The organism is Arthrobacter sp. AIWTK1, from assembly GCF_056680535.1.
This window is the reverse complement of sequence record NZ_CM155287.1, coordinates 2,890,663-2,914,920: the sequence shown is the minus strand read 5'-3', so window position 1 is coordinate 2,914,920 and position 24,258 is coordinate 2,890,663. Positions and strand designations below refer to the sequence as shown.

General features: G+C 65.9%; 22 protein-coding genes and 1 riboswitch. Of the genes, 8 read left to right on the top strand and 14 right to left on the bottom strand.

The window, feature by feature from the left end:
* Nucleotides 1–51 precede the first annotated feature (51 nt).
* The 8 genes from AC1MDG_RS13435 to AC1MDG_RS13400 all read right to left on the bottom strand — a co-directional run bounded on the left by AC1MDG_RS13435 (nt 52) and on the right by AC1MDG_RS13400 (nt 7,813).
* Nucleotides 52–423: a hypothetical protein gene (locus AC1MDG_RS13435; protein ID WP_479804401.1), complete on the bottom strand. Its 372-nt coding sequence runs from the start codon at nt 421–423 to the stop codon at nt 52–54.
* Nucleotides 424–549: 126 nt separating this feature from the next.
* The gene (locus AC1MDG_RS13430; RefSeq protein ID WP_479804399.1) at nt 550–1,263 is read right to left on the bottom strand and encodes a metal-dependent transcriptional regulator; all 714 of its coding nucleotides are present in this window, start codon (nt 1,261–1,263) and stop codon (nt 550–552) included.
* Between the two features lie 31 nt (nt 1,264–1,294).
* On the bottom strand, nt 1,295–2,068 hold the full coding sequence (locus AC1MDG_RS13425) for a class I SAM-dependent methyltransferase (protein WP_479804397.1): 774 nt from the start codon (nt 2,066–2,068) through the stop codon (nt 1,295–1,297).
* Between the two features lie 63 nt (nt 2,069–2,131).
* The gene (locus tag AC1MDG_RS13420) at nt 2,132–3,553 is read right to left on the bottom strand and encodes an aminotransferase class V-fold PLP-dependent enzyme (RefSeq protein WP_479804395.1); all 1,422 of its coding nucleotides are present in this window, start codon (nt 3,551–3,553) and stop codon (nt 2,132–2,134) included.
* A 34-nt stretch (nt 3,554–3,587) separates the two neighbouring features.
* A riboswitch (SAM riboswitch) is annotated at nt 3,588–3,701 on the bottom strand.
* 228 nt (nt 3,702–3,929) lie between these two features.
* A complete protein-coding gene (gene hisN, locus AC1MDG_RS13415; RefSeq protein WP_043482601.1) occupies nt 3,930–4,742 on the bottom strand; it encodes a histidinol-phosphatase in 813 nt (270 codons plus the stop codon).
* 40 nt (nt 4,743–4,782) lie between these two features.
* Entirely contained in the window at nt 4,783–5,898 is a 1,116-nt protein-coding gene (rsgA, locus tag AC1MDG_RS13410) for a ribosome small subunit-dependent GTPase A (protein ID WP_043482600.1), read from the bottom strand.
* Complete coding sequence (gene aroA / locus AC1MDG_RS13405) at nt 5,888–7,258, bottom strand: 3-phosphoshikimate 1-carboxyvinyltransferase (protein WP_479804392.1); 1,371 nt, start codon at nt 7,256–7,258, stop codon at nt 5,888–5,890. Before aroA ends, rsgA begins: the two co-directional genes overlap by 11 nt.
* Nucleotides 7,259–7,264: 6 nt before the next feature.
* Nucleotides 7,265–7,813, bottom strand: coding sequence for a DoxX family protein (locus AC1MDG_RS13400; RefSeq protein ID WP_043482598.1), 549 nt, complete (start codon nt 7,811–7,813; stop codon nt 7,265–7,267).
* Nucleotides 7,814–8,195: 382 nt separating this feature from the next.
* Between AC1MDG_RS13400 and AC1MDG_RS13395 the strand changes: the two genes are divergently transcribed.
* Both AC1MDG_RS13395 and rsrA read left to right on the top strand, forming a co-directional pair.
* Nucleotides 8,196–9,023, top strand: coding sequence for a sigma-70 family RNA polymerase sigma factor (locus AC1MDG_RS13395; RefSeq protein WP_479804389.1), 828 nt, complete (start codon nt 8,196–8,198; stop codon nt 9,021–9,023).
* Nucleotides 9,020–9,280 carry a mycothiol system anti-sigma-R factor gene (gene rsrA / locus AC1MDG_RS13390; protein ID WP_043482597.1) on the top strand — a complete coding sequence of 87 codons (261 nt, stop codon included), beginning with the start codon at nt 9,020–9,022 and terminating at the stop codon, nt 9,278–9,280. The genes AC1MDG_RS13395 and rsrA overlap by 4 nt, the downstream gene beginning before the upstream one ends.
* A gap of 76 nt (nt 9,281–9,356) precedes the next feature.
* Here the strand turns inward: rsrA and AC1MDG_RS13385 are convergent, their stop codons facing one another.
* From AC1MDG_RS13385 to AC1MDG_RS13360, 6 genes are all read right to left on the bottom strand, one after another.
* Nucleotides 9,357–9,431 carry a 50S ribosomal protein bL37 gene (locus AC1MDG_RS13385; RefSeq protein ID WP_369299106.1) on the bottom strand — a complete coding sequence of 25 codons (75 nt, stop codon included), beginning with the start codon at nt 9,429–9,431 and terminating at the stop codon, nt 9,357–9,359.
* An 82-nt stretch (nt 9,432–9,513) separates the two neighbouring features.
* Complete coding sequence (locus AC1MDG_RS13380) at nt 9,514–10,137, bottom strand: PadR family transcriptional regulator (protein ID WP_479804387.1); 624 nt, start codon at nt 10,135–10,137, stop codon at nt 9,514–9,516.
* A complete protein-coding gene (locus tag AC1MDG_RS13375) occupies nt 10,138–10,965 on the bottom strand; it encodes a DUF4097 family beta strand repeat-containing protein (protein ID WP_479804385.1) in 828 nt (275 codons plus the stop codon).
* A gap of 100 nt (nt 10,966–11,065) precedes the next feature.
* Complete coding sequence (locus AC1MDG_RS13370; RefSeq protein ID WP_479804383.1) at nt 11,066–12,064, bottom strand: serine hydrolase domain-containing protein; 999 nt, start codon at nt 12,062–12,064, stop codon at nt 11,066–11,068.
* 198 nt (nt 12,065–12,262) lie between these two features.
* Entirely contained in the window at nt 12,263–12,862 is a 600-nt protein-coding gene (locus tag AC1MDG_RS13365) for a GDSL-type esterase/lipase family protein (protein WP_028270134.1), read from the bottom strand.
* 178 nt (nt 12,863–13,040) lie between these two features.
* Nucleotides 13,041–16,883: a multifunctional oxoglutarate decarboxylase/oxoglutarate dehydrogenase thiamine pyrophosphate-binding subunit/dihydrolipoyllysine-residue succinyltransferase subunit gene (locus AC1MDG_RS13360; protein WP_479804381.1), complete on the bottom strand. Its 3,843-nt coding sequence runs from the start codon at nt 16,881–16,883 to the stop codon at nt 13,041–13,043.
* Nucleotides 16,884–17,157: 274 nt separating this feature from the next.
* Between AC1MDG_RS13360 and AC1MDG_RS13355 the strand changes: the two genes are divergently transcribed.
* From AC1MDG_RS13355 to AC1MDG_RS13330, 6 genes are all read left to right on the top strand, one after another.
* Nucleotides 17,158–18,636, top strand: coding sequence for a GuaB1 family IMP dehydrogenase-related protein (locus AC1MDG_RS13355; protein ID WP_479804380.1), 1,479 nt, complete (start codon nt 17,158–17,160; stop codon nt 18,634–18,636).
* 357 nt (nt 18,637–18,993) lie between these two features.
* On the top strand, nt 18,994–20,331 hold the full coding sequence (locus AC1MDG_RS13350; protein WP_479804379.1) for a hemolysin family protein: 1,338 nt from the start codon (nt 18,994–18,996) through the stop codon (nt 20,329–20,331).
* Nucleotides 20,328–21,398, top strand: coding sequence for a hemolysin family protein (locus AC1MDG_RS13345; RefSeq protein WP_479804378.1), 1,071 nt, complete (start codon nt 20,328–20,330; stop codon nt 21,396–21,398). The genes AC1MDG_RS13350 and AC1MDG_RS13345 overlap by 4 nt, the downstream gene beginning before the upstream one ends.
* 120 nt (nt 21,399–21,518) lie before the next feature.
* Nucleotides 21,519–22,484, top strand: coding sequence for a metal ABC transporter solute-binding protein, Zn/Mn family (locus AC1MDG_RS13340; protein WP_479804376.1), 966 nt, complete (start codon nt 21,519–21,521; stop codon nt 22,482–22,484).
* A 39-nt stretch (nt 22,485–22,523) separates the two neighbouring features.
* Entirely contained in the window at nt 22,524–23,360 is an 837-nt protein-coding gene (locus AC1MDG_RS13335; RefSeq protein ID WP_200891023.1) for a metal ABC transporter ATP-binding protein, read from the top strand.
* The gene (locus AC1MDG_RS13330; protein ID WP_479804374.1) at nt 23,361–24,248 is read left to right on the top strand and encodes a metal ABC transporter permease; all 888 of its coding nucleotides are present in this window, start codon (nt 23,361–23,363) and stop codon (nt 24,246–24,248) included.
* The last annotated feature ends 10 nt before the right edge of the window (nt 24,249–24,258 follow it).

The following is a 24,258-nucleotide window of genomic DNA, read 5'->3' as shown; positions in this document are numbered from 1 at the left end:
CGGCATCGCCCAACTCCCGGGGCGCCCGGAACCCCGCGCGGGCATCGGCGGTCAGGAAGCGGGCACTTCAACGTCGACGATGCCGACGAACCTGCTGCCGATTCCCTCGTACTCGCTGCGGACGAGCCCGGGGAGGACCGGCGGCAGGTCGCCCGGTGCGTGATGGACGCAGCAGACGTAGGTGAACGGCGGCCACCATTTCTTGGGCCGGGCGGCCTCCGAGAAACCGCAGACAGCGCACGTCAGCTGGACCCAGACGGGCCGCTTGCCGGTCCGGTTTGCCTTTGACTGGACGAGCCAGGCCGGGGGATTGTCCAGGAGTTCGGACAGCTCAGCGTCCGAGAGCCGGGCGGGGATACCGTGACGGTGCGCCATTTCCAGAGGAATATCGAGGATCTGAGCTGCTTCACGTCGCGTAACCATCGTTTAACGATACGGGACGCGTGGCCGCACCGGGTTCACGACGACGGGACTCCGCCGTCAGGCGGCCAGGCGCGCGCTGTCAGTCGGCGAGCCGGGGCTTCCGGCAGGTTTCATTCGGGCGGAAAGTCAGGCGTCCGCCAGCCGGCATCCGGCGTGGCGGGATTCGCTGTGCACCCACAGCGCCGACGAGACCTCATCGGCAAGATCGAATTCGCGGTCGGCGCCTGCGGACGCAATCCTGACTACGAGGGCTCCGCCGAACGGTTTCCGGCCCAGCACCTCGATATCGGCGTCCAGGTCGATTTCCTGGGCGGCAAGATAGCGCAGGAGCTCGGGATTGTCGTCGCTGATCCGGGTGATGCGGCCTTTGTGACCCTCGTCGAGTTCGCTCATCCGGTGCGCATGCGGCATCTGGACGGTGCCGTCGGCTGCCGGGATGGGATCACCGTGCGGGTCGCGGAGGGGATTACCGAGCTTGCCGGCCATCCGTTCGATGAAGGTATCCGACACGGCGTGTTCCAGGAGTTCGGCTTCGTCATGGACTTCGTCCCAGCTGTAGCCGAGTTCCTGGACCAGGTAGGTCTCGATGAGCCGGTGCCGCCGCACCATGGAGAGCGCCAGCCGGATGCCGTCGGCCGTGAGCGTGATGGCGCTGTACGGTTTGTGGTCAACCAGGCCCTGGTCCTTGAGTTTGCGGACCATTTCCGAGACCGACGAGTTGGCGACGCCGAGCCGCTGTGCCAGCTGTGAGGACGTGATGGGTTTATCCTGCCACTCCGTAAAGGAGTAGATGACCTTGACGTAGTCCTCGATGGAGGAGGAGGGCGCGCTGGTCTTCACGAGTCCAAGCCTACCGCTTTGGCCGCGGCACTCATGCCTTGAACGCCTGCCAGGTCTGGGTCAGGTAGGGGAGCCCGATGACGTCCGCGGCGGAGTGCCCCAGGTGCTCGTGGAGGTACCAGTCCAGGTTGGCGCGGACCTTGGCCCGGATGCTTTCACCGGCGGCGAGGTAATAGCTGCGGGACTTTGCCAGTTCGACGATGTCGCCGGTTGTCACAGGATCTTCCCATCGGGTCAGGTGGCTCTCGAGCCCGGCGAACTCGGGTCCGACCGCGGGGCGGAAATCCGGCTTGTGCACATCGCCGGCATGCATGATCCGGGAGAGTCGATGGACCCACGGGACGGACGTATCCAGCTGGTTCCAGATCAGGCCCAGGACGCCGCCGGGCCGGAGAATGCGGGACAGCTCGGTGCTGGCCAGGCGGGGGTCGCACCAGTGCCATGCCTGGGCAACGGTGACGACGTCGAACGCCGCGTCCGCGAGTCCGGTCGCCTCTGCCGTGCCTTCCGTCGCAGGAACCCCGGGGAGGGCGAGCCGTAGTTGGGTTAGCATGTCCGGTGAGGGATCCACGGCCGAGACGGCCAGTCCGCGCTGCACCAGCAAGGCGGTGTACTTCCCCGTCCCGGCCCCGATGTCAGCGGCGTCGGACGCCCCGCCGGTGCCGCCGGCGCTCCGGAGCAGCCAGTCCACTGAATCGGCAGGGTAGCCGGGGCGGACTCGATCATAGTGTTCGCCGCCGTCCTGGAAGCTTTGGCCGAGTTCGTAGCGGCGCTGGTGGTGCAGTTTGGGGCCTCCCCGTGCCACGTGCAGTCTCCTTCGGGCAGGCTGGAATTCTTACCCCTCGAATTTACCCCACGCGCAGCGGCCTCAGTCTTCGGTGCAGGGCGCTGCGCCGGCGGTGCCGGGGGTGTTGGGTGCCCACTCCGGGTAGCTGCGGGTGTCGTTGGCCGGCACCCAGCGGCCCGAGTCCACCACGTAGTCCCAGCCAAGGCCGGTCCGGCGGAGCTCCTCGATGCCTGCGAGCAGGCGCTGGGCGTCCTCCAGCCGGGAGCCGACGCCGAAGCTTGCCCGCAGCGAGCCCGACGGCAGCCCCAGGCGCTTCAGCAGCGGGTGGGCGCAGAAGCGGCCATCCCGCAGGCCCACGCCGTGTTCTGCGGAAAGGTAGGCCGCCACGAGGCCGGCGTCGTAGCCGGCGACGGAGAAGTTGACCACACCGATGGTGTCCGTGGCCTGGTCGGTGTCGCTGAAGATTTGGTGCACAGTGACGCCGTCGATCTTCTGCAGTCCCTCAACGAGGAAAGACCGGATGGCGGTCTCATGGGCGTGCCACAGTTCCTGGTCAAGTGCGCCGATGACCTGGGTGGCCCGGGCCAGGGTGGCGGCGCCAAGGACGTTGGGCGAGCCGCCCTCGTGCCGTGCCGGTCCTGTGGTCCAGCTGACGGAATCCAGCCGCGCCTCACGGACGGCTCCGCCTCCTGCGAGGTGCGGGGTTCCGGCGTCGAGCCAGTCCGGCCGGCCCACCAGGACGCCGCTGCCGAAAGGCGCGTACAGCTTGTGGCCCGAGAAGGCGAGGTAGTCGACGTCGTCCGCGGCGATGTCGATGCGGCGGTGCGGGGCCAGCTGGGCCGCGTCCACAACGATCCTTGCGCCGTGTTCGTGGGCCAGCGCGGCCAGTTCGCGGATGGGGAGGATTTCGCCGGTGACGTTGGAAGCGCCCGTGACGGCCAGCAGGCTAATGTCACCCTGTTGGAGCTCTGAGCGCAGGTTTTCGAGCGTGGCTTTCAGCGTGGGAGCGGCAACAACGCTGCGGTGTGGCACGCCCTGCCACGGGAGCAGGTTGGCGTGGTGTTCAATGTCCAGGTACAAAACCTCGCCGGTGGGGCGGCCGTCGGCCACCGGCAGGCACCCGGCCAGCAAGTTCAGCGAGTCCGTGGTGTTCCGGGTGAAAATGACCGAATCGTCAGCCCTGCCCCCCACGAAATCGCGGACGATGTTCCGGGCGTTTTCATACACTGACGTGCTGATCTGAGAGGCGTAGCCCGCGCCGCGGTGCACGCTGGCGTAGTACGGCAGGATCTCGTTGAGGTAGGCCGAGACGACGGACAGCGCCGGAGCGGAAGCGCCGTAATCGAGGTTCGCGTAACGGACATGCCCGCCCTGAATCAGGGGAGCCTGGATCTCCGCGCCGGTGACGGCTGAGAGGGGGCGCTGGGCAACAGTGAAGCGCTGGTCCAGAAAGCCTGCGGCGGACGTGGTTGCGGCGTTTGCGGGGAAAGTGGCAGTAGTCATGGGGACCTCACTGTAAAGGGACCCCGCACTGGGGGATCCGCGCTTGCCGGGTCCGTTCCGGACCGGCCTGGTCGTCACCCGGGGCACCCCACCGCGAATGGAGGGTTGCCGGCCAGCAAACCGGGGTTTAGCGCTGGCACTCGTGACCTGTTTCGAGATTAGGACATTCACTGCGCCGCGGGAAAGCCACGGCAATTATTAAGCTCTTTGTTACGCACGCGGAAGAATGGCATTCCCGCCGAATAAAACGACGGCGGACGCCCCCGGGAGGGCCATCCGCCGTCGTTTTATTCGGCTTATGGCTGTTGCCTGCCGCCGACGTGGCGCGGGCGATGTAGCCGCGCCGCGGCTCAGCGGCCACCAGCCGCGGTGCGCCTCAGAGGAGGTCGTCGAGGTCCGGGTTCAGCCGTTTGAGGACCTCGGAATGGAGGATTGAATTGGTGGCCAGGGCATTTCCGCCAAACGGGCCGTCCACTCCCTCCAGCGATGTGAAGCGGCCGCCGGCTTCGGTGACGATCGGCACCAGGGCGGCCATGTCGTAAAGGTTGAGCTCCGGCTCGCAGGCGATGTCCACCGCTCCCTCGGCCACCAGGCAATAGGACCAGAAGTCACCGTAGGCACGGGTCCGCCAGACTTCCTCGGTGAGGCCCAGGAATTCGTCCAGGTTGCCGCGGTCCTTCCAGCCGCCAAGGCTCGAATAGGAGAGGGAGGCGTCCGACAGCCTGGACACGTTCGAAACCTTCAACCTCGTGGCAGCAGCAAGCGACCGCCCCATATAGGCGCCGGCTCCCTTCGCGGCCCACCAGCGCTTGCCCAGCGCCGGCGCGCTGACCAGGCCGACCACCGGCTCGCCCTCATCCACGAGGGCGATCAGGGTGGCCCACACCGGGACGCCGCGGACGAAATTCTTGGTGCCGTCAATGGGGTCGATGATCCAGCGGCGGGAACCGTGCCCGGAACTGCCGAACTCTTCACCGAGGACGGCATCCCGCGGACGGGAACGGGAGAGCTGGCCGCGGATGGACTCTTCAGCTGCCTTGTCAGCATCCGTTACCGGCGTCAGATCCGGTTTGGTTTCAATCTGAAGGTCCAGCGCCTTGAAGCGGCTCATGGTCTGGGAGTCAACAGAGTCGGCCAGGACATGGGCGAGGCGCAGGTCATCGTTGTAGCTCGAAGCGGGTTGGGTCATGGTTCCAAACTACCGTCTCTGCGGCCGCCCGGCCGGGATGTCACGAAACGATGCCGAGTTCTTTGGCATCCTGAGCTTCCATCCGGGGGTCGGTGCCGAGCAACCGCCGCAGGGACGCCAGGCGCGCGGCACCCGACGGGCCCGCGTGTCCCTCGGCCACCCAGGCATCCACACCGCAGTTGACGGCGGACGCATCGTGCTTGCAGCCGCGTTCGCAAGCGTCCGTGCCGGGTTCGAGGTCGGGGAACGAACGCAGGATCCGGTCCGGATCCACATGGGCCAGGCCGAAGGACCTGATGCCGGGTGTGTCGATGATCCAGCTTCCGGCGGGCGCGTCACTGATGCGCAACGCAAGCGCCGACGACGACGTGTGCCGTCCGCGGCCTGTGACCGCGTTGACCCCTCCCGTGGCCCGCTCGGCTCCGGTGAGGGCGTTGACCATGGTGGACTTCCCCACTCCGGAATGGCCGAGCATCACGGTGACTTTGCCGTCGAGGTGGGCCCGCAGCTGCGAGACGGCGTCGCTGTCCAGCCGCGCTGACAGCCCGTCATCGGAGCGTGCATCGATCCCGGAGGCCGCGGCGTCGGCCGTTCGGCTGATGATCACCGGAAAATCAAGGTGCCGGTAGTTGGACAGGAGCTCCGTGGGATCCTTGACGTCCGCTTTGGTGACCAGCAGCAACGGCTCAATACCGGCGTCGTATGCGGCCACCAGGGCGCGGTCGATAAAGCCGGTGCGCGGTTCCGGATTTGCGGCGGCGACCACCACTACAAGCTGGTCCGCGTTGGCCACCACCGCCCGCTCGATAGGGTCCGTGTCATCGGCGCTGCGACGCAGCAGGGTGCGGCGGTCCTGGATCTTCACGAGCCGCGCCAGGGTATCCGGCGCTCCCGAAACATCGCCCACCAGGGACACGAAGTCCCCGGCTACCACGGGTGAACGGCGCAGTTCACGTGCACGCGCGGCGATCACGGTGCGTTCGTTCCCGCTATCCTCGCCCACAACAGCCGTGTAGCGCCCGCGGTCCACCGTGATGATACGGCCGGTCACGGCGTCGTCATGGCTGGGCCGGTCCTTGGTCCGGGGGCGCGAACCTTTCTTGTTGGGACGGATCCGGATATCGGACTCGTCCCAGGAACCGGTGCTACGCCCCACTGGCCTGTTCCGCCCGCCGTGTCAGCATTTCTTCCCACAGTTGCGGAAAGTCCGGCATCGTTTTGGACGTGGTGCCGATGTCTTCCACTTCCACGCCAGGCACGGCGAGGCCCAGGATGGCGCCGGCGGTGGCCATGCGGTGGTCCGCGTAGCTGTGCACGACGCCGCCGTGGAGCTTTGCGGGCCGGATCACCAGGCCGTCTGAGGTTTCCTCGGCATCGCCGCCGAGGCGGTTGATCTCCGTCACGAGTGCGGCAAGCCGGTCCGTCTCATGGCCGCGGAGATGCGCGATGCCGGTCAGCCGCGAGGGACCCGTGGCCAATGCGCACAGCGCGGCGACGGTCGGTGCAAGTTCGCTGGTGTCAGCAAAGTCCGCGCCCTTGATTTCCGGACCGCCGGTGACAGTGAGCGTCCCGTCGTCCAGCGTGACCGTGGCACCCATGGCGGTCAGGATGCTGCGCCACAAGTCGCCCACCTGCGTGGTGGGGGAAGGCCAGTTGGGAATGCGGACGGTGCCCCGGGTTGCCAGCGCTGCGGCGAGGAACGGGCCGGCGTTGGACAGGTCCTGCTCGATGCGGCGGTCAAAGGCCCGGATGGCGCCCGGCGCCACAACCCAGTGGTTCGGGACGGAATCGTCGACGGACACACCAACTTCCCGCAGGACGGCCACGGTCATGTTGATGTGGTCCAGGCTGGGGACCGGCTTGCCCACGTGTTCCAGGTGCAGGCCCTCGGTGAAACGCGCGCCCACCAGGAGCAGCGCCGACACGAACTGCGAGGAGGCGCTTGCATCGATCACCAGGTGGCCGCCCCGTACTTCGCCCGTGCCGTCCACCGCAAAGGGCAGCGCTGACGGCCGGGCTCCGTCCGCGGCGCGGACCTGCACGCCGAGCGCGGCCAGGGCCTCGATAATGGTACCCATCGGCCGTTTCCGGGCGTGCGGATCGCCGTCGAACACTGTCACGCCGCTGCGGAGCGCGGCCACCGGGGGAACAAAGCGCATGACAGTGCCGGCGAGTCCGCAGTCGACGCGGGCATCGGCTGCCGCGGTGTCCGGATCGAGGGGGGTGACCTCAAGGTCGGGCCCGAAGGAGCCATCGCCGGGGACTTCCCGGATGCCGGCACCAAGCTGGCTGAGCGCCTGGATCATCAGGGCCGAGTCGCGCGAATGCAGGGGTGCGCGGAGGCGGGAAGGGCCGTCGGCAAGGGCCGCAAGAACCAGATACCTGTTGGTCAGGGACTTGGAACCGGGCACGGTGACTGTGGCGTCGACCGGTGTTTCAGCGAACGGTGCCGGCCAGTGGGGCCCGTCAGCAACGGGTCCGGAAGGGACTGACGCGGTGGGGGCGGTGCCTGTCATCCGTGCCTATGCTTTCACTGCGTGGTCCACGGCCTTGCGGACAGCTTTGTCGGCCTTCTTGAACTTCTTCGTGGTGGTTTTCCGTGCGTCGGCTGCCAGGTGGCTGGCACCCTTGCGGGCATCGGCTGCCAGGTGCTCGGCCCGCCAGGCCAGGCTCGGCTTGCCCGCGGTGTCCACGGATGCAAGCAGCACTCCGCCTGTGAGGGTGACGTTTTTCAGGAGCTGGGTGCGCCGTGCGTCCCGGCCTTCCTTGGTGGTGATGTCCGCACTGCGCCACTCAACGAAAGCGTTCAGCGCTGAAATGACCGCGAGGACGGAGGCCGCGAGCCGTGCCGACTTGCCCAGGGCGAACAGCACGCCGGCGCCCACCTGGGTGCCGCCGATGACGCGCGCCAGGACCTTTTCGTTCGTGGCGAACGGGAGGGAGTCCGCTGCCCGGCGCAGAAGAGGGGACAACTGCGTCGCAGTGTCATCCGCGTTCTTGAGCTTGTCCAGGCCGGCGAGAACGAAACTGGAGGCCAGCATGGGGCGGGCGAGAATACGGACAAACGACATGAATTTCCTCCTGGGTGGACGAGCCGCGGAACTTCTGCGGGGGAACCGGTTCTAGTCTTGCACTTTTGCGGAATATTTGCCCGCCGGCAGTGGTTATGAAAAGCAGGTCCCGATGGGCCGGGGACTGTTCTTGGCCACGGCCTCAGGCGCCTGCTGCGCCGGACAGGCCGCACGCGTGGTCGACTTGCGCGGACGCTGGCACAAGGGCAGCCGACATAACGACACAGGACCGACACAAGGACTACGGAGCGGAGATGAAGCTTTGACATTGGTGAGGGACAGTGTGGAACTCCTGACGCCCCTGGAGTTCCCTGGACACGGGGACGAGGCCGGCGGACCCCCGCCGGGAGCCTCGCGACGCGTCACAGTAGACTTGAAGGCAATGAGCACCATGGATCCGGCCGTTGCGGCCATATATGAGGCCGCCGGAAACGACGCCAAGACCACCAGTGAGCTTCCGGCGCATGCCGGGGCCCGTCAGGACGGCGCGGCCGGCAAGGACGGCGCGGCCGGCAAGGACGGCGGGGTACGCGCCGACGCAGGGCCGGAAGCGTCGGAGCCGGAAGCTGCCGACGCCGGGGTCGACGTCGGATCAGAGACCTCTGAACAGCGCAGGCAGCGGTTTGAACGCGACGCCATGCAGTACGTCGACCAGCTGTATTCGGCTGCCATGAGGATGGCGCGGAATCCTGCCGACGCCGAGGACCTGGTGCAGGAGGCTTATACAAAGGCTTTCTCCGCGTTCCATCAGTACAAGCCCGGGACCAATCTCAAGGCGTGGCTCTACCGGATCCTCACCAACACATACATCAACCTCTACCGCAAGAGGCAGCGCGAGCCGTTGCAGTCGAATTCGGACACCATTGAGGACTGGCAGCTGGCCCGGGCGGAATCCCACACGTCGTCCGGACTGCGCTCTGCCGAAGCGGAGGCCCTGGACCACCTTCCCGATTCCGACGTGAAGCGGGCACTGCAGGCGATCCCGGAAGAGTTCCGCCTGGCGGTGTACTTCGCTGACGTGGAGGGTTTCGCCTACAAGGAAATCTCAGACATCATGAACACCCCCATCGGCACGGTGATGTCCCGGCTTCACCGCGGCCGCAAGATGCTGCGCGACATGCTCGCGGACTACGCAGCAGAGCGGGGTTTCAAAGCTGCAGCCGATACCGGCACAGCGGCCGAAAGCACAAAACAGGAGAACAGGAAATGAGCGACTGCCAGGGACTGGGCGATTGCGACGACGCCCGGATGCAACGTATTTACGAATACCTCGACGGTGCGTTGACACACAGCGACATCGCCGACATCAAAGATCACCTGGACGGTTGCCCGGAGTGCTTTGAGGAGTACGATCTCGAGTGCGTCATCCGCAAAGTGGTTAAGCGGTCCTGTACGGAAGCTGCCCCGGAGAACCTGAAGAGCGCCATCCTGGACCGGATTCATGCGATCCGCCCTGTTGAGGCCTAGGTTAACGACGAAAGGCCCCGGAAACCATGTGGTTTCCGGGGCCCTTCGCTTTTAAGCTCATATTCCAAACCGTAGCTTAGGTGTTGGGGCGCTTCCCGTGGTTCGCGCCGCCACGCTTACGGTCACGACGTTTACGTGCACGCTTGCTCATAGCTGGCCTCCTTAATCTTGGTACTCAAAAGAGCTGCCCTCAAGTCTCCCACATCACGCGACGGCCCGCGAACCAGAGAAGGTTAGTGACTGTCGGCCGTCAGGGAACTGCGGATCGAAATCCTTGCCTGGTCCAGGACCGTCCGGATCGTTTCGAGTGTGACGCTGCTGATAGGCGCCGCGCTGGCCTGGACCCGAAGCTCCACCCGGAGGTCGTCCCTGAACGCCTGAATCAGCATTTCCGCTTCTTTCAGTGTGCGGTCGCCTTCGGGGGTGTGCCGGGTGCCGCGGTCAGTAAACCCTGCGGTGCGCGCGGACGTCCTGGCTGCTTCAGCAGTGGCGGCAAGATCGGCCCGGAGTCCGCGCATGTTGACCCGGATATCCTCCCGCAGATTGTCGGCCAGCCGGCGCACCGAGGCCGAAATGTCGTTCTCGACCCCGGCGAGTTCATCCCTGCGCCGGTTGAGCTCCACCAGCCCCGCGGCGGTAATGCGGTAATTGGTGCGGCGTCCTTCGGCCTCTGTGGCCACGAGCCCCTCTTCTTCCAGCTTGCCGAGCCGCGGATAGATGGTTCCGGCGCTGGGGGAGTAGGTGCCGCCGAAACGGTCGCTGAGCGCTTTGATGAGCTCATAGCCGTGTTTGGGGCCGGACTCCAGAAGCGAGAGCAAATAGAGGCGCAGTGCGCCGTGGGCGAAGACCGGAGGCATCTAGGCCTCCGTTTCGGCGTCCGCTGGCGGCTGACTGTGGATGATGAAGGTCTTGCCGGAGACGGAGTTGGTACGGACAAGCATGAGCTGTTCATCCGGCCCGGCGATGGTCTGCACCTTGCCGCCCGGCACGATGTATTTCTGGTCATCGATGACCACAGCGCCGCTGGCGGACTTGGCGACAATGTCCACGCCGACGTCGTGGGGCAGCCGGACGGTGAGGTCACCCGAAACGGAATTGGCCCCGAAGTCGTGGGTGAACCCGTGGAGGTCGAAACTCATGTCGCCGCTGACGGTGTTGGCGCGGATGTTGCTGAAGCGGCCGGACGCCGTGACTTCGCCGGATACGCTCTTGGCGGTGAGGACGCCGTCGTGGTTCCGGGCGATAACGTCTCCGCTGACGGTATTGACATGGAGTTCGCCAGCGGTATTGTCCGCGATGACGGATCCGGAGACCGTGTTCAGCTTGGTGTGACCGCTGATCCCCGAGACCAGGCCGTCGCCACTGACGGTGCCGGCTTCAACTTCCACTCCGGCCGGCAGCGCGATGCTGATCACCACGGAGTTGTTGCTGTTGTTGTTAACCGTGTCCATGAGGTTCCTGAACCAGCCCTGGGCGCCGTGCAGCTGGTGCCGCACTTCAAGCCGGCCGTTGACCAGGGTGACGGTCAGCGGGTCCCCGTGGATTTCGGAGACCTCTATCCGCGTGACATCCTCGGCGTGGGTGACCACGTCGAAGCGGCCGCGGATGATTCCCAGTTTGAGCGACCTGACGCCGTCGACGTCGATGGTCTGCGGACCGGTGACGGTCCAGGTGTTCTCGTCCACAGTTCCTCCAAGTTGCGATATATCGTGAATATGATTTGACGATATATCGCGACTCGGTCAAAAGCAATACCCGACGGCGGCTAACGGTAGACCTCTCCAATCAGGGTCCGCGCAATGGTGGTGGCCGGATCCCGGCCGTCCGGCGTCGGGGCCAGATTGGTCCAGACGACGAGCGTGACGTGGCCGGCCGGATCGTGGCCCGCGAAGCTGTTGAAGCCGGGGAGTTGCCGGTGTGCCCGAAGAGCTTCCCGAATTTGGCGATTCCCAGCCCGCAGAGGGCGCCGCCGGGGTCATCGGCCTTCACGGGCCGGACGCTGTCGAGGCGCAGCTTCTGCAGCTCGGATCCCAGGACCTTCCCGCTGCCGAGGGCCTCCGCCCAGGTGGCCAGGTCCTCGGCCGTCGAAATCCCGGCACCGGCGGACCAGGCCCACGATGTATTCATGGCCGTCTGGTCGGCGGGCTGCAGGCTGCCTTCGGCCGCCGCCTTCTGCATGTCCTCGGGGAGGGCCGGATCATCGAGGGTCAGGACGTTGTTTCCGAACATGTACCCCTGCGGATGCGGTGCCGGAATGGCGTTGGACGCCTGTTCCGGAAACACGGAACCGGCCAGTGAGAGCGGGGTGAACAGCCTGTCGCGGAACGCGGCGGTGAGCGGTTTGCCGTCGAGGGCTTCGGCGATCAGGCCAAGAAGTACGGTATTCGTGTTGGAATAGTGGAAGCCCTGGCCGGGAGCGAAATACGGCGGATGACGGAACGCTGCGGCGAGCAGTTCATCGGTGGTCCACGCCTTCCCGGGATCTGTATCCAGGACCTGGTTTACGGCCAGGTCCTCGGTGTAGTTGTAGAGTCCGCTTCGCATGGTGAGCAACTGTTCGATGGTGATGTTTGCGCCGTCCGGCACATCCGGACGATAGTCCGCCACGGGGTCGTCGAGCTCCAGTCTGCCCTCCTGGACCAGCTGGAGAATGACGGTGGTGGTCCACGTCTTGGTGATGGAGCCGATCCGGACATGGTCTGCAAGCGTCACGGGATCGGAGCCGCCGATGCTTCGTACGCCATAGGCATAGCTGGCGTTGCCGCCCGGAGTGCGCAACAGCATTGCCGCGCCGGGGACGCGCAGTTCCTCGGCGGCTTCCCGGAAGGGCTGCCTTTGCGGCGTCCGGTAACGCTCATGGCCCGTAACCTTCCGTCGACGGCGTTATGGGGCCATTGGGTCACGTCCGGGGCCCGGGTGTCAAGCACTCCAGGCAGGGTGCACGCCGGGACTCGCGTCCCGGCGTCGTAAGCGTTTCCGGTATTACTCCGGGGCGGCGATGCCGAGCCACTGGAACCAGCCGCGGTGCAGCACGAGCCACGCCATCAGCCCGTAGCCGGCCTGACCCGGCGTCCCGCCGTTGGCGGCCAGGTCCTGGCGCCACTGTTCGTGGTTGAGCAGGGGGGAGAAGGTGTCCACATAAAGGTGCTTGCGCCGCGTGGTGACATCGGCGAAGGCCGTGTTCAGTTCGCCCAGCCGGCGGTTCTGCGAGGGATCCAGCGACGGCGGCGGACCGACCACAAAGACCTCGATCTTGTTCTGGGAGGCGGAGTCCAGGATGTTCGCGAGGTTCAGGCGGCTGCGGGCGGTGGAGAGGCCGAACTCGACGTCCCGTCCGCTCAGTCCGATCACCAGGCGGTTCTCGTGGTTGTTGCCGAAGCGGCGCCCGGCCTCATCGAGCCACCTTGCGGCAAGGCCCTCGGTGCCTTCCTGGGGACAGGGCAGGGGGTAGCATTCAACCGTTATGCCGTCCTGCGGGGTCCGGGCCAGCACGCGCCCAAGCCAGCCCAGCGCACGGGGATCACCCAGGCCGGCCAACAGCTCATCCCCAACAGCCGCAATCCGCAGCTTCCTGTCTTCCACGACTACCTCTTAACCTCAATGTGCAACAAAATTCAGCGTTCCATGGAAACGGGCTCCTAGCCAACTCCGGTAGCCGGCGGCGGGCGGAATCTTCCAGTAATCGGCGCCGCCGCCTGCATTAAGCAGCGCTGCCCGGCCGGAGTCGTGTAGTTCGAGTTCCGGCCGGGCAGCGTTCACGCTACTTCCGTGCGAATGCCTGCTTGAGGAGGGCGTCCTGCTCCGCAGCGTGCCGCTTCATGGAACCGGCGGCCGTGGAGGCGGAAGCCGGACGGGAAACCAGCTTCACCCTGCGGTCCAGTGCCTCGGGCAGGTTCAGGCCCATAAACGGCCACGGCCCCTGGTTGGCCGGCTCGTCCTGTGCCCACACCACGTCGGCGTTGGGGTATTTGGCGAGCTCGGCAGCGATTTCAGCGGCGGGCAGCGGGTAGAGCTGCTCGACGCGGACGATCGCCGTCGTCTTGTCGCCGGTCTTCTGCCGCGTGGACAGGAGATCGTAGTACAGGCGGCCGGACACCAGGAGGACGCGCTCGACGGCGTCCGCCTGCAGGTGTTCGTGCTCTCCAATGACAGGCTTGAACGTGCCGGTAGTGAAGTCCTCCACGGAAGAGGCGGCGGCCTTCAGGCGCAGCAGCTGCTTGGGGGTGAAGATGATGAGCGGCTTCCGCGGCCGGCTGTACGCCTGGCGGCGCAGCAGGTGGAAGTGTGAAGCCGACGTCGTGGGGTTGGCCACGATCATGTTCTCTTCGGCACAGAGCTGGAGGAAGCGCTCGATGCGTGCGGACGAGTGGTCCGGACCCTGGCCTTCGTAGCCGTGGGGCAGCATGAGCACCAGGGAGGAGCGCTGGCCCCACTTCTGCTCGGCAGAGGAGATGAACTCATCGATGATCGTCTGCGCGCCGTTGACGAAGTCACCGAACTGCGCTTCCCACAGCACCAGGGCGTCGGGGCGCTCCACCGAGTAGCCGTATTCGAAACCCATCGCCGCGTATTCGGACAGCAGGGAGTCGTAGATCCACAGCTTGGCCTGGTCGTCGGAGAGGTTGCCCAGGGGCAGCCACTCATTGCCGTTGGCGCGGTCGTGGAACACGGCATGGCGCTGCACGAAGGTTCCGCGGCGGGAGTCCTGGCCGGCGAGCCGGACCGGAACGCCTTCCATGATGAGCGAGCCAAAGGCTGCGATCTCGCCGAAGCCCCAGTCGATGCCGCCTTCGCGGGACATCTGTTCGCGCTTCTCCAGCAGCTGCTTGAGCTTGGCGTGGACGGTGAAGCCCTCGGGGATTTCGATGTGGGCCTTGCCGATGCGTGCCAGGGTCTCCGCCGAGATCGCGGTCGACGCCGGAGCGCTGATGCCGGAGTCGGACTGCTGCGCGCTGGGCCGTTCGATATCGGACACAGCGGCTGAATCCGCCGTGATGATCGGGATCGGCGAGGTCTGGGCGGCGTGGGTCTCGGCGAAGACCCGCTCCAGCCGTTCCTGGTAGTCGCGGAGCAGCTGCTCGGCTTCTTCCTCGGTGATGTCACCGCGGCCGATCAGGGATTCGGTGTACAGCTTGCGGACCGAACGCTTGGCTTCGATCAGGTTGTACATCAGCGGCTGGGTCATCGAGGGGTCATCGCCCTCGTTGTGCCCGCGTCGCCGGTAGCAGACCATGTCGATGACAACGTCCTTGTGGAAGCGCTGGCGGAACTCGTACGCGAGCTGGCCGATGCGGACCACTGCCTCCGGGTCATCGCCGTTCACGTGGAACACCGGGGCCTGGATCATCTTGGCGACGTCCGTGGAGTAGGTGGAGGAACGGGACGAGGACGGTGCCGTCGTGAAGCCCACCTGGTTGTTGACCACCACGTGGATGGTGCCGCCGGTGCGGTAGCCGCGCAGCTGGGAGAGGTTGAGCGTCTCCGCCACCACGCCCTGGCCGGCGAAGGCCGCGTCACCGTGCACCATGATGGGGAGCACGGGGAAGGCTTCGCCCTGGTCCAGGCGGTCCTGCTTTGCGCGGACGATGCCTTCAAGGACGGAGTCCACGGCCTCGAGGTGCGAGGGGTTGGCGGCCAGGTAGACCTTGGTCTCCTTGCCGCTGTCCGAGGTGAAGGTGCCCTCGGTGCCGAGGTGGTACTTGACGTCACCGGAGCCCTGCACGGAGCGCGGGTCCTGGGTGCCTTCGAATTCGCGGAAGACCTGGGCGTAGGTCTTGCCGGCAATGTTGGTGAGCACGTTCAGGCGGCCGCGGTGGGCCATGCCGATGGCCACTTCGTCGAGTCCGTCGTCCGCTGCGTCGGAGATGATGGCGTCCAGCAGCGGGATCAGCGATTCGCCGCCCTCCAGCGAAAACCGCTTCTGGCCCACGAACTTGGTCTGCAGGAAGGTTTCGAAGGCTTCCGCGGCATTGAGCTTGGACACGATGCGCAGCTGCTCTTCGCGGCTCGGCTTGGAGTACTCGTGCTCCAGCTGGTCCTGGAACCACTTGCGCTCGGCCGGGTCCTGGATGTGCATGTATTCGATGCCGGTGGTGCGGCAGTAGGCGTCACGGAGCACGCCGAGGATGTCGCGGAACGCGAGCATGGGCTTGCCGCCGAAGCCGCCGGTGGGCCACTCGCGGTCAAGGTCCCACAGCGTCAGGCCGTACGTGAGGACGTCCAGGTCCGGGTGCTTCCGCTGGACGTATTCCAGCGGATCAGTGTCCGCCATGAGGTGGCCACGCACGCGGTAGGAGTGGATCAGCTGCTGGATCCGGGCGACCTTGTTGATCTGGTCGGCCGGGTCGACCTGCAGGTCCGGGCTCCAGCGCACGGGCTCGTACGGGATGCGCAGGGACTCGAAGATTTCGTCGTAGAAGTTCTGGGCACCCAGCAGGAGCTGGTGCACGAGCTTCAGGAACTCGCCGCTGCCGGCGCCCTGGATGACGCGGTGGTCATACGTGGACGTCAGCGTGAGGACCTTGCTGATGGCGTTCTGCGCGATGATCTTCTCGCTGGCGCCCTGGAACTCGGCCGGGTAATCCAGCGCGCCGACGCCGATGATGGCGGCCTGGCCCTTGGAGAGGCGGGGCACGGAGTGCACGGTGCCGATGCCGCCCGGGTTGGTGAGGGAGACCGTGGTGCCGGAGTGGTCATCGGCGGTCAGCTTGCCGTTGCGGGCGCGCTTGATGAGGTCCTCATAGGTGTGCCAGAACTCGGAGAAGTTGAGGGTCTCCGCCTTCTTGATGTTCGGCACCATGAGCAGGCGGGTGCCGTCCGGCTTGGGCATGTCGATGGCGATGCCGAAGTTCACGTGCGCGGGCTGGACCGCAACGGGCTTGCCGTCCACTTCGTCGTAGTAGACGTTCATGGAGGGGAACTGGGAGAGCGCGCGGATGACGGCGTAGCCGATCAGGTGCGTGAAGGAGACCTTGCCGCCACGGGCGCGGGCCAGGTTGGAGTTGATGACCACGCGGTTGTCGATCAGCAGCTTGGCCGGGATGGCGCGGACGCTGGTGGCCGTGGGAACTTCCAGGCTGGTGACCATGTTGGAAGCGATGGCCTTCGCCGGTCCGCGGAGGACGGAGACGACGTCCTCTTCCGGAGCGGTGGGGGCCTTGATGTTCTTGGGCAGCTGGGCGGGGATGGGCGGGGTGCCTGCGGTTTCGGGCTTCTTTGCGCCGTCGCGGGCAACAGTGGCAGGTGCCTTCTTCGCCGGGGCGGCAGCCGGAGCTGCCGGCGCCTGGGCGGAAGCCGTCCGGGGGGAAGCCGGCTGCGCAGCTGCAGCCGCTGCGGGTGTGGCCGGTGCTGCCGGCGACGGTGCCGGTGCGGCCGGAGCGGGAGATACAACTGGAAGTTCGCGGGTTGCGGGGTCTGCGGGCGCCGGTGCACCCGAGGTCCCGTTGGAAGACGAGCTGTCACCGGCGTCGAAGGATTCGAACAGGGGCCACCACTTGGCATCTACCGTGTTCTTGTCCTGCTGGTAACGCTCGTACAGTTCGTCAACGAGCCACTCGTTTCCGCCAAATTCCTCTGGTAGACGGTGGCTAGGCTGCTCTGGCACTTGAAATACGCCTCTTCCATGAGTTTGATTTCCCTCTGGTCGCCTTCGGTGCCTCAGCACAACAATCGAACCAGTCTCTGCGTCCTGTGAACCCAGACCTTTGCCAGTCTAGTGACGATCCTTGGTTAACTGCCAATAAGGGTGACCCAAATCATGTAGCGGCGAAACTATTGCGCGAATCAGCGTCCGGAGCGGCCCTTGGCGCTGTCCCGCCGGGGGCTCCGCCGAGGGCCTAGACTCGCACTGGGAACCCCATTTTCGACGAGGAGAAGCCGTGCGTTTTTTAAGTGAACCGCCCACCGACCTGACGTACTCGGATGCCTTCCTGGTGCCGTCGCGTTCCGACGTCACGTCGCGCCTGGATGTTGACCTGACGGCCGACGACGGCACCGGCTCCTCCATCCCGCTGGTGGTGGCGAACATGACGGCCGTGACCGGCAAGCGCATGGCCGAGACCATGGCCCGCCGCGGGGGACTGGCAGTGCTCCCGCAGGATGTTCCGCTCGATGTGCTCCGGGACGTCACCGCCTGGATCAAATCACGGCACACCGTGTTGGAAACTCCGGTGAGCCTGCTCGCTTCGGAAACAGTTATCGACGCCCTCCACCTGATGGGAAAACGGCCGCACGGTGCAGTGGCCGTCATGGACGACGCCGGCAAGGTTGCCGGGGTGGTCCGCGCGGCGGACTGCGAGGGGCAGGACCGTTTCGCCTCCCTCGCCTCGGTCATGCGGCAGGCGCTGGTGCTGGATGCCTCCGCCTTCGGCGCGGAGCCGGTCGCGGGGGACGCGGGCTCTGATGACCGTGGCGCTTCCCTGCGGAGGGCATTCGACGCCATGGACGCTGCCGGGACGGACTTCGCCCCCGTCCAGCTCGGCGGCTCCCTGGCCGGGGTCCTCACCCGCAGGGGTGCCCTTCGCTCCACCATCTACCGGCCCCTGCTGGACGCGGCCGGGAAACTTAAGGTGGCTGCCGCCGTCGGAATTAACGGTGATGTGGCGGGCCGCGCATCGGAACTGCTGGCCGCCGGCGTCGATGTCCTGGTTATCGACACCGCGCACGGGCACCAGCAAAAAATGTTCGACGCCCTGGCAGCGGTCCGCGGCCTGGACCCCGACATTCCGATCGTTGCCGGCAACGTGGTGACGGCGGATGCCACCCGTGAGCTGATCTACGCCGGGGCGAACATCGTCAAGGTGGGCGTTGGTCCCGGGGCCATGTGCACCACGCGCATGATGACGGCGGTGGGCCGCCCCCAGCTGTCCGCCGTGCTGGAGTGCGCCGCTGCGGCGCGCGCCGTGGGAGGGCGCATTTGGGCCGACGGCGGCGTGCGGTACCCGCGGGACGTCGCCCTGGCACTGGCGGCCGGGGCAAGCCAGGTCATGATCGGCTCATGGTTCGCGGGGACCCATGAAAGCCCGGGGGACCTGCAGGCGGACGCGAACGGCCGCCTTTATAAGGAGAGCTTCGGCATGGCCTCAGCCAGGGCCGTGCAGAACCGGAACCAGCGGGAAGGCGCTTTCGAAAAGGACCGCAAGGCGCTCTTCGAAGAAGGCATCTCCACGTCACGCATGTACCTGGACCCCGCCCGGCCGGGCGTGGAGGACCTGGTGGACATGATCACTGCCGGGCTCCGCAGTTCCATGAGCTATGCCGGCGCCGCGGACCTTCCCGGTTTCCGCGAGCGTGCCGTGGCCGGCATCCAGTCGGCCGCCGGCTACGAGGAGGGCCGGCCCGTCCCGCAGAGCTGGTGACCGACGGGTGCCGGGGAGCGGTTGGGCCCCGCCTGACCGCTCCTGGGCGCCGGGGCCGCTCCTGTAGACTGAAATTCTTATGGACAGTAAATCTAGGTGCCGGCCTGGGGGCTGTCAGCGGAGCACGAATACCAGCTCCCCGCAGCCCACCCACAGAGCCGGCAAACCCCGTTCACGCGCCCATCACTCTGCAGCAGCCCACGCCGCAGCCCTCCAGGAAACAGGGTCGGCACCGGCCGACCATCCTCCGCCGGGCTGTGTAGCCGGCAAGATAACCTCCCCCTCGACTTGGGCTCCGGCGCCTACTGACCCCCGGACGCGTATTCCGTTCCCGGGCCGGCCGGAGGCAGGCCGCTGATGGAATGGCTACTTCTAGGAGCAGGCATCCTGCTCATCCTCGGCACGGGCTTTTTCGTCGCCGTTGAGTTCTCCCTCGTCGCCCTTGACCAGGCAACTGTCCAGCGGGCCGTGGACAACGGCGACGCCGCGGCCGTGCCCCTGCTTAAGTGTCTCAAATCGCTGTCCACCCAGCTGTCCAGCTGCCAGCTCGGGATTACCCTGACGACCCTTCTGACCGGCTATGTCATGGAGCCGTCCGTGGGCAAGCTGCTGGAGGGTCCGCTGACCCTGGCCGGTGTACCGGCAGCGGCAGCGGCGTCGGTTTCCCTGGTGATGGCCATGACCATCGCCACGCTGCTGTCCATGCTGATCGGCGAGCTCGTGCCCAAAAACATGGCCATTGCCTTGTCCCTGCCGATCGGCAAGGCCGTCGCCCGGCCGCAGCTGGTCTTCACCGCCGTCTTCAAACCGGCGATCATTGTGCTCAACGGCTTCTCCAACAAGGTGCTGAATGTTTTCGGACTTGAAGCCAAGGAGGAGATCTCCGGGGCGCGGACGCCGGCCGAACTCGCATCGCTGGTGCGGCGCTCAGCCGCCATGGGAACCCTTGACCCCGGAACCGCAAACTTTATCGCCCGGACGCTGAAGTTCTCCGGCCGGACCGCCGCCGACGTGATGACGCCCAGGATCCGGCTGGAGACCATCGGTGCCGGGCAGCCGGTGTCCGATATTATCGACGCCGCGCGGCGGACAGGGTATTCGCGCTTCCCGGTCATCGGTGAGTCCGCCGACGACATCCGCGGCCTGGTGCACGTCAAGAAGGCAATCGCCGTCCCCTCGGACCGGCGCGCCAACCTCGAAGCCGGCGCCATCATGACGGACGTCCTGAGGGTTCCCGAAACCATCCACCTTGATGCCCTGCTGGCCGAACTGCGCGAGGGAAACATGCAGCTGGCCGTAGTGCTGGACGAATACGGCGGGACCGCAGGCATCGCCACGCTGGAGGACCTCGTGGAGGAAATCGTGGGGGAAGTCGCGGACGAACACGACAAGGTGCGGCCGGGACTGCTCCAGAGCGCCTCGGGGGACTGGTACTTCCCCGGCCTGCTGCGTCCGGACGAGCTCTCCGAGCAGATCCCCGGACTGACGGTGCCCGATGAATCGGCCTATGAAACCGTGGGCGGCTACGTCATGAGCCAGCTCGGCCGGATCGCCGCAGTGGGAGACACGGTGGACGTCGGCGGAGGCACGCTAAGCGTGACCCGGATGGACGGACGCCGGATCGACCGGATCTGCTTCAAGCCTGCCCCGGTCCGCGGCGAAGAACACGCGGCCGGCCAGGGAGGGACGGCATGAGCGACTGGGTTGGAATTCTCTGGCTGGTGATCCTGCTGATCGGCAATGCCTTCTTCGTGGCCGCGGAATTCGCTGTGATGTCCGCCCGGCGGAGCCAGATCGAGCCGCTGGCGGAAGCAGGGTCGCTGCGGGCGCAGACAACGTTGCGGGCCATGGAAAGCGTGTCCCTCATGCTGGCGTGTGCCCAGCTGGGCATTACGGTCTGTTCCCTGCTGATCCTGCAGGTGGCTGAGCCGGCCATCCACCATCTGATGGCCGTGCCGCTGGAAGCCGCGGGCGTGCCGACGGAACTCGCGGACGTCGTGGCGTTCGCCGTGGCCCTCCTGGCGGTGACCTTCCTGCATGTGACCTTCGGCGAGATGGTGCCCAAGAACATCTCGGTGTCCGTCGCGGACAAAGCGGCGCTGCTGCTGGCGCCGCCGCTGATGTTCATCGCGCGCCTGGTTAATCCGGTGATCGTGGCCCTCAACTGGTCTGCCAACCACATCCTGCGCCTCCTGCGGATCGAGCCCAAGGACGAGGTCAACTCCTCGTTCACCCTGGAGGAGGTCCAGTCCATCGTGCAGGAGTCAACCCGGCACGGCCTGGTGGACGACGACGCCGGCCTGATCACCGGTGCACTGGAATTCTCCGAGCACACGGCCTCCCGCATCATGGTTCCGCTCGACAAGCTCGTCATGATGAAGTCGCCCACCACTCCGGTTGAGTTTGAGAAAGCCGTCAGCCGGACTGGATTCTCCCGCTTCCCGATGATGGACGAGGACGGCATGCTTTCGGGGTACCTCCACATCAAGGATGTGTTGTCCATCCCGGATGCCGGATACGGGCACCCGATTGCCGAGAGCCGGATCAGGTCCCTGGCGAACCTGTCCATGGATGACGAGATCGAGAAGGCGATGTCCGTCATGCAACGCACGGGCTCACACCTGGCGCGCGTCATCGGACCCGATGGCAACACCAGGGGTGTGCTGTTCCTGGAGGACGTGATTGAGCAACTGGTGGGCGAGATCCGGGACGCCACCCAGGCGAAGGGCATCCGCCGCCTCGGCCAGGGGAACGGCGGATAGCGTCCGGCGCTGCGGTAGCCCTAAATAGGAATGATTCCTATTTAGGGCTACACTCATCTTGTTGCTAATGCTCCTGATTCTCATGTAGCTAGTTCAGACAACCAGATCCGAGGTCCTTCCGTGCGCCGTTCCGCAGTCTTCCCCGTCACCGCCCTTGCCGGCCTGAGCCTCGTGTTGTCAGCGTGCAGTACGACGACGGGCGGCCAGCAGGCGGCGTCCGGCACCATCGAGGTGGTCACCTCCACGAACGTTTACGGTGACATCGTCCGGGAGATTGGCGGCGACAAGGTGAACGTCAAGGCACTGATCACCAAGGCCAGCCAGGATCCGCACTCCTACGAGGCCACCACCCAGGACAAACTCGCCGTCTCAAAGGCCCGGCTGGTGGTTGAAAACGGCGGCGGCTATGACGACTTCATTCACAAGCTGGCGGACGACAGCAACCTGGGCCACGACAACATCATCAGCGCCGTCGAGGTTTCGGGTCTTGCCCCCGAAGAAGGGCCGGCTGCCGGGTCGACGGCCGGGGCCGACGACCACGGGCATGCCCACGACCACGGAGCGTTCAATGAGCACGTCTGGTACAGCTTCGATGCCATGACCAAGCTGGCCGATGCCGTCGAAGCCAAACTCGCAGCGTTGGAGCCGGCGTCGGCAACGACCTTCAAGGCCAATGCCGCAACCTTCAAAAAGGAGATCGCCGGGCTGAACGCAACGGTGGCCGGTCTCGCCGCCACGGCAGCCGGGGCTCCCGTTGCGGTGACCGAACCGGTGCCGCTCTACCTGATCGAGGCCGCCGGCCTGGTGAACAAAACTCCTGCCGACTACACGGCCGCCATCGAGGAAGATGCCGATGTTCCGCCCGCTGCGCTCAAGGAAGCCACGGAACTGGCCGGATCAAAGGACATCAAGTTCCTGGCGTACAACACTCAGACGGAAGGTCCGCAGACGCAGGCCCTCAGGAAGGCAGCCGAGGCCGCCGGCGTACCGGTGCTGGACTTCAGTGAGACCCTTCCCGAGGGGAAGACTTACGTGCAGTGGATGAGCAGCAATGTGGACAGCATCACGCAGGCCCTGAAAAAGTAGCCCCGGCGTCACTAGGATGATGGGGGCGCTTCGCCCCGAATGAATCGAGGAAAAAGAACGTTGAAACCGGTAGTGAGCCTCCGCGGAGCCACCCTGAAGTTCGGGAAACGGACATTGTGGGAGGACCTGGACCTCGATATCAATCCCGGCGAGTTCTTTGCGGTCCTCGGCCCGAACGGCAGCGGCAAGACCACATTCCTGAAAGTCCTTCTGGGACTGCAGGAACTCCACTCAGGGACGGCAACGCTCGGTGGCCGCCCGGTGGAACGGGGCAGCAACCTGATCGGCTACATCCCGCAGCAGAAATCATTTGCGCCGGAGACACCCCTCCGGGCACGCGACCTTGTGGGACTTGGCGTGGACGGCCACCGCTGGGGACTACGGCTGGGCACCGCCAAAGCCAACCGCAGGATCGATGAGCTGCTGGATCTCGTGGGTGCCGCTGATTACGCCAAGGTCCCGGTGGGCCAGCTCTCCGGCGGCGAACAGCAGCGGCTGAGGGTCGCCCAGTCGCTCGCCGCCGATCCGCGGGTCCTGCTGTGCGACGAACCGCTGCTGTCCCTGGACCTTCAGCACCAGCAGGCGGTCAGCGCACTGATCAACGAACAATGCCGCAGCCGGGACAGTGCCGTGGTGTTCGTGACGCACGAGATCAATCCGATCATCGATTATGTTGACCGCGTCCTCTACCTGGCCGGCGGGCGGTTCCGGGTGGGCAAGCCCGCAGAAGTGATGACAACCGAGGTGCTCTCCGGGCTGTATGGCAGCCGGGTCGAAGTGATCCGCGCCAACGGCCGGATGATTGTGGTGGGGCTGCCGGAGGGTGCCACCCACCACCATGAGGATGCACATTCAGTGGCAGGGGAGGTGGGCTAAATGGATTTCGACAGCATCCTGCCTTCCATTTTCAATTTTGATAATTACGGCGAACTCCTGGCCCTGGTCCAGAACTCCCTCTGGGCAGGAGCGCTGCTCGGCCTGCTGGGCGGGCTCATGGGTACCTTCGTGATGAAACGGGACCTCGCCTTCGCGGTCCACGGAATATCCGAGCTTTCCTTCGCGGGTGCGGCCTTCGCGCTGCTGATCGGAGCCGACGTCGTGTTCGGGTCCCTCGTCGGTTCGGTGCTCGCGGCGCTGCTCCTGGGCGTGATGGGTGTCCGTGCCCGGGACAAGAATTCCATCATTGGCGTGATCATGCCGTTCGGCCTGGGCCTGGGCATCCTGTTTCTTTCGCTGTATGAGGGACGCGCCTCCAACAAGTTCGGCCTCCTGACGGGGCAGATCGTGTCCGTGGATACCGTGCAACTGCAGGTGCTGGCCACCGCGGCGCTGGTGGTGATGATTGCGCTGGTGGCCATCTGGCGCCCGCTCACGTTCGCCAGCGTGGACCCGGAAGTGGCGGAAGCGCGGGGCGTGCCTGTGCGGACGCTGGGCATCGGCTTTATGGTGCTGCTGGGAATCAGCGTGGCACTGTCCATCCAGGTGGTGGGGGCGCTGCTGGTGCTCGCCCTGCTGATCACTCCGGCCGCCGCAGCGCTTCGGGTGACGTCATCGCCACCGCTGGTGGTGATCCTCAGCGTGGCCTTCGCGGTGACAGCCACCGTGGGCGGCATCATGCTGGCGCTGGGCGGGCGGATCCCCATCAGCCCGTACGTGACCACGCTGTCATTCCTGATCTACGTTGTGTGCCGGATCGTCGGCGGAGTAAGGGCCGGGCGCGGCCTCAACGGACGCGTCCTCCCGGCCGGAGCGGGCGCCTCCTAGGTTTCGGCGC

Bases quoted from the DNA above. Each gene is read 5' to 3' on its own strand.
- AC1MDG_RS13435 (WP_479804401.1), bottom strand. From the start codon at position 423: ATGGTTACGCGACGTGAAGCAGCTCAGATCCTCGATATTCCTCTGGAA.
- AC1MDG_RS13420 (WP_479804395.1), bottom strand. From the start codon at position 3,553: ATGACTACTGCCACTTTCCCCGCAAACGCCGCAACCACGTCCGCCGCA.
- hisN (WP_043482601.1), bottom strand. From the start codon at position 4,742: ATGACCCAACCCGCTTCGAGCTACAACGATGACCTGCGCCTCGCCCAT.
- aroA (WP_479804392.1), bottom strand. From the start codon at position 7,258: ATGACAGGCACCGCCCCCACCGCGTCAGTCCCTTCCGGACCCGTTGCT.
- AC1MDG_RS13400 (WP_043482598.1), bottom strand. From the start codon at position 7,813: ATGTCGTTTGTCCGTATTCTCGCCCGCCCCATGCTGGCCTCCAGTTTC.
- AC1MDG_RS13395 (WP_479804389.1), top strand. From the start codon at position 8,196: ATGAGCACCATGGATCCGGCCGTTGCGGCCATATATGAGGCCGCCGGA.
- rsrA (WP_043482597.1), top strand. From the start codon at position 9,020: ATGAGCGACTGCCAGGGACTGGGCGATTGCGACGACGCCCGGATGCAA.
- AC1MDG_RS13380 (WP_479804387.1), bottom strand. From the start codon at position 10,137: ATGCCTCCGGTCTTCGCCCACGGCGCACTGCGCCTCTATTTGCTCTCG.
- AC1MDG_RS13370 (WP_479804383.1), bottom strand. From the start codon at position 12,064: ATGCTGTTGCGCACTCCGGGCGGCAACGCCAGCTATGCCTATGGCGTA.
- AC1MDG_RS13350 (WP_479804379.1), top strand. From the start codon at position 18,994: ATGGAATGGCTACTTCTAGGAGCAGGCATCCTGCTCATCCTCGGCACG.
- AC1MDG_RS13345 (WP_479804378.1), top strand. From the start codon at position 20,328: ATGAGCGACTGGGTTGGAATTCTCTGGCTGGTGATCCTGCTGATCGGC.
- AC1MDG_RS13335 (WP_200891023.1), top strand. From the start codon at position 22,524: ATGAATCGAGGAAAAAGAACGTTGAAACCGGTAGTGAGCCTCCGCGGA.
- AC1MDG_RS13330 (WP_479804374.1), top strand. From the start codon at position 23,361: ATGGATTTCGACAGCATCCTGCCTTCCATTTTCAATTTTGATAATTAC.